The sequence below is a fragment of the Haloplanus sp. genome (assembly GCF_028275055.1).
In the GTDB taxonomy this organism is placed as follows: Archaea; Halobacteriota; Halobacteria; order Halobacteriales; family Haloferacaceae; genus Haloplanus.
This window is the reverse complement of the sequence record NZ_JAQCNJ010000059.1, coordinates 1-11,711: the sequence shown is the minus strand read 5'-3', so window position 1 is coordinate 11,711 and position 11,711 is coordinate 1. Positions and strand designations below refer to the sequence as shown.

At 66.1% G+C, this 11,711-nt stretch carries 14 protein-coding genes and 1 pseudogene; 11 read left to right on the top strand and 4 right to left on the bottom strand.

The window, feature by feature from the left end; all coding sequences use genetic code 11:
• The 3 genes from Q0925_RS07930 to Q0925_RS07920 all read left to right on the top strand — a co-directional run.
• Window positions 1–381 (top strand): DNA methyltransferase (locus Q0925_RS07930; protein WP_299333798.1); only part of this gene is annotated, 381 nt, incomplete at its 5' end.
• Complete coding sequence (locus Q0925_RS07925) at window positions 378–1,070, top strand: type I 3-dehydroquinate dehydratase (RefSeq protein ID WP_299333796.1); 693 nt, start codon at window positions 378–380, stop codon at window positions 1,068–1,070. The genes Q0925_RS07930 and Q0925_RS07925, both read left to right, overlap by 4 nt.
• Before the next feature lie 40 nt (window positions 1,071–1,110).
• Window positions 1,111–1,521 carry a zinc ribbon domain-containing protein gene (locus tag Q0925_RS07920; RefSeq protein WP_299333794.1) on the top strand — a complete coding sequence of 137 codons (411 nt, stop codon included), beginning with the start codon at window positions 1,111–1,113 and terminating at the stop codon, window positions 1,519–1,521.
• A 4-nt stretch (window positions 1,522–1,525) separates the two neighbouring features.
• Here Q0925_RS07920 and Q0925_RS07915 read toward each other — a convergent pair whose 3' ends face one another.
• Window positions 1,526–1,798, bottom strand: a complete 273-nt coding sequence (locus Q0925_RS07915; RefSeq protein WP_299333791.1) for a winged helix-turn-helix domain-containing protein — start codon at window positions 1,796–1,798, stop codon at window positions 1,526–1,528.
• 152 nt (window positions 1,799–1,950) lie between these two features.
• Between Q0925_RS07915 and Q0925_RS07910 the strand changes: the two genes are divergently transcribed.
• Entirely contained in the window at window positions 1,951–2,655 is a 705-nt protein-coding gene (locus Q0925_RS07910) for a class I SAM-dependent methyltransferase (RefSeq protein WP_299333789.1), read from the top strand.
• A gap of 56 nt (window positions 2,656–2,711) precedes the next feature.
• On the top strand, window positions 2,712–3,608 hold the full coding sequence (locus Q0925_RS07905; RefSeq protein WP_299333787.1) for a glycosyltransferase family 2 protein: 897 nt from the start codon (window positions 2,712–2,714) through the stop codon (window positions 3,606–3,608).
• A 14-nt stretch (window positions 3,609–3,622) separates the two neighbouring features.
• Here Q0925_RS07905 and Q0925_RS07900 read toward each other — a convergent pair whose 3' ends face one another.
• Together Q0925_RS07900 and Q0925_RS07895 are read right to left on the bottom strand one after the other, a co-directional pair.
• Window positions 3,623–4,399 carry an SAM hydrolase/SAM-dependent halogenase family protein gene (locus Q0925_RS07900; protein ID WP_299333785.1) on the bottom strand — a complete coding sequence of 259 codons (777 nt, stop codon included), beginning with the start codon at window positions 4,397–4,399 and terminating at the stop codon, window positions 3,623–3,625.
• Window positions 4,396–4,908 (bottom strand): nicotinamide-nucleotide adenylyltransferase, encoded by a 513-nt coding sequence (locus Q0925_RS07895; RefSeq protein WP_299333783.1) that lies wholly within the window; start codon window positions 4,906–4,908, stop codon window positions 4,396–4,398. Before Q0925_RS07895 ends, Q0925_RS07900 begins: the two co-directional genes overlap by 4 nt.
• A gap of 303 nt (window positions 4,909–5,211) precedes the next feature.
• On the opposite strand from Q0925_RS07895, the gene lonB reads away from it, so the two are divergent.
• Window positions 5,212–7,275: an ATP-dependent protease LonB gene (gene lonB, locus Q0925_RS07890; protein ID WP_299333802.1), complete on the top strand. Its 2,064-nt coding sequence runs from the start codon at window positions 5,212–5,214 to the stop codon at window positions 7,273–7,275.
• 2 nt (window positions 7,276–7,277) lie between these two features.
• Window positions 7,278–8,024, top strand: coding sequence for a CPBP family intramembrane glutamic endopeptidase (locus Q0925_RS07885; RefSeq protein ID WP_349254402.1), 747 nt, complete (start codon window positions 7,278–7,280; stop codon window positions 8,022–8,024).
• On the opposite strand, the gene Q0925_RS07880 is transcribed toward Q0925_RS07885, so the two are convergent.
• Window positions 8,021–8,464 (bottom strand): MGMT family protein, encoded by a 444-nt coding sequence (locus Q0925_RS07880; protein WP_299333781.1) that lies wholly within the window; start codon window positions 8,462–8,464, stop codon window positions 8,021–8,023. The genes Q0925_RS07885 and Q0925_RS07880 overlap by 4 nt on opposite strands.
• 74 nt (window positions 8,465–8,538) lie before the next feature.
• Here Q0925_RS07880 and trpC point away from each other — a divergent pair, with 74 nt between their 5' ends.
• The 4 genes and pseudogenes from trpC to Q0925_RS07860 all read left to right on the top strand — a co-directional run.
• On the top strand, window positions 8,539–9,297 hold the full coding sequence (trpC, locus tag Q0925_RS07875; protein ID WP_299333800.1) for an indole-3-glycerol phosphate synthase: 759 nt from the start codon (window positions 8,539–8,541) through the stop codon (window positions 9,295–9,297).
• Window positions 9,294–10,544 (top strand): tryptophan synthase subunit beta, encoded by a 1,251-nt coding sequence (gene trpB / locus Q0925_RS07870; RefSeq protein ID WP_299333778.1) that lies wholly within the window; start codon window positions 9,294–9,296, stop codon window positions 10,542–10,544. Before trpC ends, trpB begins: the two co-directional genes overlap by 4 nt.
• Window positions 10,541–11,389: a tryptophan synthase subunit alpha gene (gene trpA, locus Q0925_RS07865; protein ID WP_299333775.1), complete on the top strand. Its 849-nt coding sequence runs from the start codon at window positions 10,541–10,543 to the stop codon at window positions 11,387–11,389. Before trpB ends, trpA begins: the two co-directional genes overlap by 4 nt.
• Window positions 11,390–11,418: 29 nt before the next feature.
• Window positions 11,419–11,711: pseudogene (locus Q0925_RS07860) on the top strand (fructose-bisphosphate aldolase); the annotation flags it as partial.

The window sequence follows — 11,711 nt, the reverse complement described above, 5'->3', positions numbered from 1 at the left end:
CGGGGCGATCGGGTGCTCGACCCGTTCATGGGAACGGGCACGACGGCGCTGGCGGCGATGCACGCTGCCCGGAACTCCGTGGGCTACGATCTTGACGGCGACCTCTTCGCCGCGCTCGATGGCCGGATCGCCGACCTCCCCGCGGCGTCACGGCGACGGGTCGCTGACCGTCTCGACCGCCACCGGAACGCCATGGCCGACCGCGACGGCGGCTATCCGGCCGAACACTACGATTTCGACGTTGTGACTCAGCGCGAGCGGCGGATCCGTCTCTACGCCGTCGACGCCATCACGACACGGGAGGCGGAGCGGAGGTACGCCGTCGACCACGTCCCCGTCGACGGGACCGACTTAACCCTCCCCTCCGAAGATGGGGCATGAACTTCGACTCGTTCGTTCTCGCGGCGGCGACGGCCACGCTCGAAGACGAACCGACGGCTCGCCCCCACGCCGACGCCGTTGAGTTCCGGATGGATCTCGCGGCCGCCCCCCTGTCGGCGCTGGACGACTACGACGGTGACCTGCCGATCATCGCCACCAACCGCGACCCCGCGGAGGGCGGCGAGGCCGCCGCCGACGAGACCGACCGTCTCGCCGTCATCGAGGCGGCGAGCGCTCACGACGCGGTCGTCGCGGTCGATATCGAGCTGTCGAGCCTCCGCGGGTCGGCGGGCGCGGAGGCGGCGGCGGCGGCCCGTGACCACGGCGCAAGCACAGTCGCATCGGTCCACGACTTCGAGGGGACCCCAGACGAGTCCCGGCTGTCGGATCTGCTCGCCGCCGCGGCCGATCATGGAGAGGTGGGCAAACTCGCGGTGACGGCGACCGATCGGGCCGACGCCCTCGCGCTCCTATCGGCGACACAGACGGCAACGGCCCGGGGCGACCGCGTAGCGACGATGGCGATGGGTGAGGCCGGCCGGCACACCCGGGCGGTCGCCCCATGTTACGGATCGAAGATCGGATACGCGCCCGTCGATCCGGCGGAGGCGACCGCCCCCGGGCAGTATGATCTGGCGACGCTTGCCAACCTGCTTGACCGTCTTGGCGTGCGCCCGGCGGACGACTGATCGGCAGGGTATAAATCCGTGGCGCGAATAGCCCGACACCATGTCCGATCCGAATCGGCGGGCACTCGTCGCCGTCGTCACAAGCGCCATCGGCGCGTTGTTCGGCGTCGCGGGTGTGGGACACGCATACCTTCGTGAGTGGGCGCGCGCGTTCGCGTGGTTCACGCTCGTCCTCGGAACGGGACTCCTCCTACTTGCGACGTTCACCGACCCAACGGCGGTCACGCTCGAAACGCTCCCGATCCGGGTAACCCTCCCGCTGACCGTCCTGCTTGCGGTCCATACTCTCGACGCCTACGCCGTTGCACGGCGGTCTCAGGCGTCCGGGTCGTCCACATCGGTCGCGGGCGATCCGGCCGCCGATTGTCCCTCATGTGGTCGCGAACTGGACCCGGAACTGTCCTTTTGTCCGTGGTGTGCCGGTTCCCGGAATCTCGAGAGTCCGGGGTAACCGCTCACGTTCGCAGGAAGTAGACCTGTTTCCGCGCGTCCTTGAAGCTGTACCGCGACCCGACGATGTCCGATTCCTCAAGTCGGTTCAGCGCGTAGCGAACCGTCCGGTCGGGCAGCAGCGATTCCTCGGCCAGTTGTCCCTGCGAGAGGGGTGACTCGCCTTCGAGAACCTTCGCGACGAGTTTCGCGCTCGGCGGCAGTTCGCTCAGTCGCTCGCGGTATTCTGTGGTGGTCAGCCTTTCGTCGCCAACAGAGTCCGTCACTGTGGTGCTCATACGGGTACGTTTTCGTCGGTAGTGGTAAAGGTTGTCTCCATACGTGTGCCAACACGGCAGACACCTTGTATGTGATTAATTGCACCGGGGGTTCGGGAGTCGACAGCGTGGTATCCAGTACGATTTTAACTTCGGACCGAGAGACGGAGAGCGTGAAAGGAGAGGAGTGGTATCAGGCCGACGAAGTCGCCAAAGAGTACGACGCCAAGCGGTTTTCCCGCGGTGGGCGTCTCATCGACCGCCGGGAAAAACGGGCCGTCCTCGAAGCCCTGAACCCCGTCGAAAACCGAAACGTGCTCGAAATCGCCTGTGGAACCGGGCGGTTCACGGTCATGCTGGCCGAACGGGGGGCCGACATCGTCGGACTCGACATCTCCTCGGCGATGCTCTCACAGGGCCGCGAGAAGGCCCGCTCGGCGGGTGTCCGCGACCACATCGAGTTTCTCCGTGGTGATGCCGCTCGACTCCCGTTCCCGGACGACCACTTCGACACCGTGTTTGCGATGCGCTTCTTTCATCTCGCCGACACGCCGGCGAAGTTTCTCGCCGAGATGTGCCGCGTCTCCAAGCGACAGGTCTTTTTCGATACGTTCAACGATCGAAGCACGCGTGTTCTCTACAACTGGCTGCTTCCGATGGGCTCCCGGCTCTACGGGCGGACGGAGGTCGAACGCCTCATCGACGGTGCGGGCCTAACACTCACCGACGCCAGCCACGACTTCGTCCTCCCTTACGGCTTCTACCGCAAGATTCCCAACCCGCTGGCTGGCGCGTTTCGAAACGCCGACACCACCGTCGGCGGAACGCCACTTGGGGACCTCCTCGCCTCCGTGTCGTACTGGTCTGCAACGGTTTGAGCCCTCGAAACCTTCCAAGTAGGAATCATTATAACGACGGAGTCGGTTGTCCGGGTATGGACCTATCGGTAGTGATACCGACGCTCAATGGCCGAGACCAACTCGTCGCCGGTCTCGATGCGTTGGCCACGCACGTCCCGGGGGCGGAGGTCATCGTCGTCAACGGGCCGTCGACGGATGGCACTACCGGGATGATCCGCGACCGCGACGACGTGGACGTGTTGATCGAGGTGTCGGCCCGCACGGCGACGGTCGCACGCAACGCCGGACTGGAGGCCGCGACCGGCGACGCGGTGGCGATCCTCCGTTACGACCTCGTCGTCGAACCGTCGTGGCTCGCCGGTGTCGAGGACGGGTTGGCGGAGGCGTCGGTCGTCACCGGACCCACCCACCGCACACTCGACGGCGGGATGACGACAGAGGAGTCCGAACGGCGGACGGTCGGGTCTCGGGAGGTGACCTACTTCAACGGCGGCAACGTGGCGTTCCGTCGGCCGGTGCTTGACGCACTCGACGGCTTCGACGAGTACCTCGAAACCGGCGGCGACCGCGACGCCGCACACCGACTCGCCGGCCTCGGCTACGGCGTCGCGTGGCGCTCTCAGATGGGGGTTCGACAGGAGTACTCCGCCGACGGTGGCGTCACCGGCAACCGCGGCGAGGAGTTCCGATTGCTCGCCTACCGACTGGTCAAAAACTACGGCGTGCGGCCGGCGGCGACCGGGACGGCCCGGCGTGCGGTCCGGGACGCCGTCGACGCCGGCTTCAAAGTGGTCCGTGGTGATCTCGACCCTACCGAGTGGTTTGCGACCGGCCGGGCCGTTATCGGGGGTGTCGGCCGCGGAACCGTCGATGGCTTTGTGGCCCGACTCCGGGATCGCTCGCCTGCACACAACCCTCACGGCACCTCAGACCGGGTGGACCGAGCGGTCACCCGTTACGACTGGCGCTGACCGAACGCGGTCGGTCACCCGATGTCGAGACACACGGTGTCGCCGACGGTGAGACCGAACCACTCCTCGCCGCGGCCGTCGTTGACGTCACACTCGACGTAGCCGTGGCTTCCGACGGTGACGAGCGGATCGCCGGGAGCGACAGCCGCGAACGTCTCCCCGACGGGAACCCGGTCGTCGTTCACTCGGATCGTCCCGCGGCCGTCGAGAACCGTTCCGGGGACGTTCGTGATGGCGTTGCCAAAGTCGTCGATGGCGAGAACCTCCCCTTCGGCCCGGTCGTTCTCGACACGCGCCTCGGGGAGTCGGAGACCGACGGTCGGTTCCGTCGGAGTCAGGCGGTTGAGGGAAGCGAGTGCGTCCGGACCAGCCGGCTTGACCGTCTCGTGGACCGTGGCCGCAAGCGGCGCGAACACATCCCGACCGTGGAAGGTGGTCGAGGTTGGGTCACCGGGGTCGGCGTGGTACCAGTCGATAGCCCCGTCGGTGTCGGCTGCGACCCGCCGTGCCGCCGGGAGCAAGAGTCCGTTGTCCGGCCCGACGAACGTGTGACCGGCTGCTGCCCCGACAAGCACGTCGCGGTCGGTGCCGACGCCGGGATCGACGACCGCGAGATGTGTCGCTAGGGGGAACGTGGGCCACGTTTCGCGGAGCCAGAACGCTGACTCCCGGATCGCTCCGCGGGGGAGGGTGTGGCTCACATCCACCAGCCGAGCGTCGCTCCGCCGCAGTATGACGCCTTTCATCGCGGCCGGGTACGGCGATCCGAAGTCGGAGGCGAGGGTGATCATCCGTTTGCGTCGGTTTCGCTCACCCGTTGGATTCGCCCGATCCCACCGATCTCCTCGATAACGCCGATAACGGGTTCGGGCACGAGGTGCCGCCACTCGTCGCCTTCGATCATCCGATCGCGGAGCTCCGATCCCTCAAGCACGTCGCGGTTGAACATCGGCGACTGGCGGACCTCGACCTCCGCTTCCTTGAACAACTGGATGACGAGTGGATTGTTGGAGTACGCCACATCGAAGGCGGGGGACATGCTCCGGACGTGGCTCGCCCAGACGGCGTTCCGGTCGAGGTCCTCGATCGGAACGACGTACGTCGTGAGATCGAACTCCGCGACGGCTTTCGTGACCATCATCACGCGCTCGCCGGCAGCAAAGGGATTGTGTCTGGTGTGTGAGTGGCCGGCGCTCCCGATACCGAGGACGAGTTCGTCCACCTCGGGGACGATTTCCTCGACCATCTGGTGGTGACCGTCGTGATACGGCTGGAACCGGCCGATGTAGAACCCCCGCATGGTCTTAGTACCGACGTACGTGCGCTCATTTATAAAATCGGCGAGTCGCCCGTCCGAATTACGCCGGTAGAACCGGTGAACGGGCCGTACTGTCGACACGACGGCACGGCAGATGGGGAGAAAGTATATCAGTTGCGCACCCTTCAGTTCGGGTAACGACACCGTTCTATGAACGACGACACGAACACGGACGAGCGTCTCACCGACGACGAGGAGCCTCGCTCCTCGGATACCCCTCGGGACGCCGGTGACGCCGGCGATAGCGAGGACCACCAGTCCTCGAACGGCCGGTCACAGTCCGGGATGGACGACCCGCCCGCCGACCCGGACGGGATCGACGAGTGGGAAGACGAGGTACCCACTCCGTCCGGTCCGGATCCGGACGACGGCACGGCCAACGAGTCGGACGAGGAGCGCTCCATCGACGACCTCGGAAGTGATGTCGAAATCGACGCCGAGATCGACGAGGACGCCGAGGACGATCTCCTCGGCGGCCTTCGGATCGACTCGACGGCCGAGATCGAAGTACCCGATCGCCTCGTTGACCAGGTGATCGGGCAGGAACACGCCCGCGACGTGGTCATGAAGGCGGCGAAACAGCGCCGCCACGTCATGATGATCGGCTCGCCCGGGACGGGCAAATCGATGCTCGCGAAGGCGATGAGCGAACTGCTTCCCAAAGAGGAACTGCAGGACGTTCTCGTCTACCACAACCCCGACGACGGCAACGAGCCGAAGGTCCGAACGGTCCCCTCGGGCAAGGGCGACCAGATCGTTGAGGCCCACAAGGAGGAAGCACGCAAGCGCAACCAGATGCGCTCGTTCCTGATGTGGATCATCATCGCCATCGTGCTCGGGTACTCGCTCATCATCGCCGGGAACATCCTTCTCGGCATTCTCGCGGCCGGGATCATCTACCTCGCGTTCCGCTACGGGTCGCGTGGTTCGGACGCGATGATTCCGAACCTCATCGTCAACACCGCCGAGCAACAGACGGCACCGTTCGAGGACGCCACCGGTGCCCACGCCGGCGCGCTCCTCGGTGACGTCCGCCACGACCCCTTCCAGTCCGGCGGCATGGAGACGCCGTCTCACGACCGCGTCGAACCGGGGGACATCCACAGGGCGAACAAGGGTGTGTTGTACATCGACGAGATCAACACGCTCGATGTCCGCTCCCAACAGCATCTCATGACCGCGATCCAGGAGGGCGAGTTCGGGATCACGGGCCAGTCCGAGCGCTCCTCGGGTGCGATGGTCCAGACCGAACCGGTCCCCTGTGATTTCGTCATGATCGCCGCCGGGAACCTCGACGCCATGGAGAACATGCACCCCGCGCTCCGCTCGCGGATCAAGGGGTACGGCTACGAGGTCTACATGGACGACACCATCGAGGACACCCCGGAGATGCGGCGAAAGTACGCCCGCTTCATCGCCCAAGAGGTCGAAAAGGACGGCCGCCTCCCCCACTTCACAGACGAGGCGATCAAGGAGCTCATCCTCGAGGCGCGCCGCCGCGCCGGCCGGAAGGGCCACCTCACCCTCGAACTCCGGAACCTCGGCGGACTGGTCCGTGTCGCCGGCGACGTTGCCCGCGCCGAGGACGCCGACTACACCACCCGGGACCACATCCTGCAGGCCAAGGGCCGGTCCCGGAGCATCGAACAACAGCTCGCCGACGACTATATCCAGCGACGCAAGGATTACGAACTCCAGGTTTCCGACGGTTACGTTGCGGGCCGCGTCAACGGACTGGCCGTCATGGGCGAGGACTCCGGCATCGTTCTCCCGGTGATGGCCGAGGTGACGCCCTCGCAGGGACCGGGTGAGGTCATCGCAACCGGCCAACTGAAGGAGATGGCACAGGAGGCCGTGTCGAACGTCTCCGCCATCATCAAGAAGTTCTCCGACGAGGACATCACCCAGAAGGACATTCACATCCAGTTCGTGCAGGCCGGCGAGGGCGGTGTCGACGGCGACTCCGCCTCCATCACCGTCGCCACGGCGGTCATCAGCGCGCTTGAAGGCGTCGGCGTCGACCAGTCGCTGGCGATGACCGGGTCGCTCTCGGTCCGCGGTGACGTTCTCCCGGTCGGCGGCGTCACGCACAAGATCGAGGCCGCCGCCAAGACCGGCTGTGACCGGGTTATCATCCCCGAGGCCAACACGCAGGACGTGATGATCGAAGACGAGTACGAGGAGATGATCGAAATCATCCCCGTCAGCCACATCAGCGAGGTTCTCGAGGTTGCCCTTGAGGGTGAACCCGAAACGGACTCGCTGGTCGACCGGTTGAAGACGATCACCGGATCTGCGCTCGATAAGCAGAGCGTCAACCAAGGTCCGAGCAGTCCCAGCCCGCAGTAGTCGTGCCGGAGTGGACGGCGTTTGCCGGCTTCGTCGGCGTCGTCCTCGCCGGACTGCTTCTTCTCGCGCGCGTTTCCGCCGACGTCACCGACACGCCGGAGTATCCGGCAACGCTCACCGACCGTGTCGGCCCGACCACCCCGACGGCCCGGCGGCCGGCGACACCGCCGACGCGTCCCTCGGCCGGGGTGTTGTTCGCGAACGTCGTCGTCTCACAGGGATTTTTTGCAACCGTGTTGCTGGTCGGGGCGTGGTACGCGTCGATTCCGGCGTCGGCTGTCGGGCTCGCTCCCGACGCCGTCTCCCCCCTACCGATTGTGGTCGGTCTCGGCCTCGGTGTGGCCCTCCACGCCGCCAACACGGTCGGCTCCCGTGTCGGCGAGCGCTTCGGTCTCGGCGACTCGGCCGCGCTCAGGCGTGCGATGGCGCCCGACTCGGCGCCCGGGTGGGTCGTGTTGTTTGCCGTTGTTCTGCCACTGGTCGCAGGCTTCGAGGAACTCCTCTTTCGGGGCGTGCTGATCGGAGTCTTCGCGGCGGGATTCGGTGTCTCGCCGTGGGTTCTCGCCGGTCTCTCGTCGGTCGCGTTCGCCCTCGGTCACGGCGCGCAGGGACGGGTCGGCATCGCCGTCACCGGGGTTCTCGGGTTCGTTCTCGCGATGGCGTTTATCCTCACGGGAAGTCTGGTGACGGTCGTCGTCGCCCACTACCTCGTGAACGCCCTAGAGTTCGCGGTCAACGAGTGGCGCTAGGCCTCAACGTCGCGGAGCCGCTCGGCGACCGAGAGTGGTGTGGCGCCCGGGCCGGTGATCCGGTGGTCGGGGATGAAAAGTGGGGTCGGATTCGACCGGAGCGCGGTCTCGACCGTGTTGAGGTCGGCCTCCGCATCGTCGTCGAGGCCGGCCAATCGCGCCAACCGCCCGACTCCGACAGTCTCGCCGTACGGCACCGTCCGAACGGCCTCCAGTACTTCTCGTTGCGCCGTCGGGACGGTGAGCGCGACTGTCACGTCGTCGAAATGGTCGGACGCCCCGTCGAGGTAGCCGAAAACACGATCCAAAAGCGGGTGATCAGGGTCGGCGTCGGCCGGTGGCGCCTCCGGAAAGGAGACGCTGATGACCCGCCCGCCGACGACGCCGATCTGGATCGACCGTCCTAACGTCGCCGACTCGCGTGCGTGGATTCCGTCCATGGGGGAATATGGACCGGTTCGGTCAAAAGTAGGACGCAAGCCTTATGTGCAGATACGTCCGTTAGTGTACAATGATGGACGCTAATGGTGAAGACTTGAACCCCGAGGTCCGCTCGATACTGGCGGCCGCGCGCGACCGCCCCGGCGGCACGGAACGCGTTTCGGTCGACGTCCGGCCGTTGTCGGTGGCGATCGACGCGGCCGAGGCCGATGGGCGGATACCGGTGATCGCGGAGGTGAAACCGACGAGTCCCACGACGGAGGGCCGTTGCGACGACGACCCAGCCGACCTCGCACGGGCGATGGTCGACGGCGGGGCCATGGCGATTTCGGTGTTGACCGAACCGGACCACTTTGGCGGGTCGGCGGACGCACTGACCCGCGTCCGGGAGGCGGTCGATGTGCCGGTGCTTCGCAAGGATTTTATTTTGCGTGAGTCCCAACTCGACCTCGTGGCGTCGGATCTGATCCTGTTGATCGCACGGTTCGTCGACGATCTCGACGGACTCCTCTCGGCCGCCGAGAACCGGGGGTTCCAGCCCCTCGTCGAGGTTCACACCCGCAAGGAACTCGACCGCGCCGTGGCGGCCGGTGCGGACCTGATCGGCGTCAACAACCGGGACCTGGCCCGACTCGAGGTCGACCTCGACACCTTCGAGTCGCTCGCGCCGGCGGCCCCGGACGACGTGACGCTGATCGCCGAAAGCGGGATCGGTTCGATCGACGACGTGGAACGGATGCGGTCTGCGGGGGCCGACGCCCTGCTGATCGGCAGTGCGATAATGGACGGCGACGTGACTGCGAACGTGCGGCGACTCACGACACAGCAATGAGCTCTCACACAGGCAAGTTCGGCGAGTACGGTGGACAGTACGTTCCCGAGGCGCTGATGCCCGCCATCGAGGAACTGGAAGACGCGTACGAGCGGTACGTTCTCGACAACGAGGACGGCTTTATGAACGAGTTCCGGCAGCGATTGGCCGACTTCGGTGGGCGGCCGACACCGCTCCAGTACGCCGATCGGCTCTCGGAGCGGTACGACACCGACGTCTATCTCAAGCGCGAGGACCTCCTCCACGGGGGCGCACACAAACTGAACAACGCGCTCGGGCAGGTTCTCCTCGCGAAGTATATGGGCAAAGACCGGATCATCGCCGAAACGGGGGCCGGGCAACACGGCACCGCGACGGCGATGGCGTGTGCCCACCTCGGGATGCCCTGTGAGGTGTATATGGGCCGGCGCGACATCAACCGCCAACGGCCCAACGTCTTCAGGATGCGCCTCAACGGCGCGGAGGTCACTCCCGTGACGGTCGGCCGCGGCACGCTGAAGGAGGCTATCAGCGAGACGATGCGTGACTGGGCCGAAAACGTCGAACACACCCACTACGTCATCGGCTCGGTCGTCGGCCCCCACCCGTTCCCGGCGATGGTCCGTGACTTCCAACGCGTCATCTCCGAGGAGGCCCGCGAGCAGATGCGCGACCGGGCCGGCTGCCTCCCCGACTCTGTTCTGACGTGTGCCGGCGGCGGGTCGAACACGATGGGGTTGTTTGCGGAGTTCATCGACGACGAGGAGGTCGACCTCTACGCCGTCGAGGCCGGCGGCAGCAGTCTCGCCGTGGATGCGGAGGAGGGGGTCGCTCCTAATTCGGCGACGCTATCGACCGGTACGGATGGTGTTCTCCATGGCTCCCGGACCCGCGTTCTGCAGGACTACGACGGCCAGATCATGGAGTCACACAGCGTCTCTGCCGGTCTCGACTACGCCGGCGTCGGCCCGGAACTCGCAGATCTGGTGGACCGTGGCCGTGTCACCGCCGTCAACGTCGACGACGACAACGCGCTCGAAGGGTTCCACCGCCTCTCACAACTGGAGGGCATCATCCCCGCCTTGGAGTCGGCCCACGCGCTGAGTTACATCGAGAACAACCGCGACGAGTTGGGTGACGTGATCCTACTCAACATCTCCGGCCGGGGCGACAAGGACCTCGAAACGGTTCTGGAGGAGACCCACGGCCGGGACATCGAGAACGCACCCGACATCGAGACGTTCGGCGCGACGGGGGGGTTCCAGTGAGCTCCATCGCCGAGGCTTTCGCCGACGGGCCGGCGTTCGTTCCCTACCTCGCGGCCGGCGACCCGGACTACGAATCCTCGCTTACCTACGTCGAGGCGTTGGAACGGGGCGGCGCGGACGTGATCGAACTCGGCCTCCCGTTCTCCGAGCCCATCGCCGAAGGGCCAACGATCCAGAGCGCAATCGTGCGTGCCCTCGAAGCGGGGATGACCCCCACGCGATACTTCGAGTTCGTCGCCGATCTCGACGTCGATGTCCCTCTGGTGTGTATGACCTACTACAATCTGATCGCGCAGTTCGGCGACGACGGCGAACGCGGGCCGGAAGCATTCGTGCGTCGTGCCGCCGAGACGGGTATCGACGGGTTCGTCGTCCCGGACCTTCCCGCGGAGGAAGCCGGACCGCTCCGGGAGGCCTGTGACGAGTACGGCTGTGAACTCGTGTTTATCATCGCACCCACGACCCGCGGCGAGCGCTTGGAGCGGATCATGTCGCAGGTGTCGGGCTACGTCTACGTGCAGGCCCGTCTCGGCACGACTGGGGCTCGGACCGCTCTTTCGGACCGCACGGCAGAGAGCCTCGAACGGATTACCGACTGGGACGTGCCCAAGGCGGTCGGGTTCGGTATCTCGACGGGCGATCACGCACAACGGGTGATCGAGGCCGGGGCCGACGGCGTTATCGTCGGGTCGGCGCTCGTCGACATCGTCGCACAGGGCGTTGAGCGCGGCGATCCGGCCGTGACGGTCGCGGACCGATTGGAGGGCAAAGCCCGCGAACTCACCGAAGGCGCCCTCCGCGGGATGCCGGCGGCGGACGGCGGACCGCATCCGGAACGTACATAAGCACCACTGGTACAGGGTAACACATACTGATGAACACGGGAACACGCGCGCGCCTCCATCGCATCTCGACGGACGACCGCTACCTCATCGTCCCCATGGACCACGGCATCACGATGGGGCCGGTGAAGGGACTGGTCGACATCGAATCGACCATCGACGCCGTGACCGGCGGCGGCGCCGACGCGGTCCTCACACAGAGGGGGGTCGCCCCGCGCGTCCACGACAACCAGAACGGCTCGGGGTTCATCGCCCACCTCAACGGCTCGACGACCATCGGACCGGACGAAGCCGACAAGCGTATGACCGGCAGCATCGAGGCGGC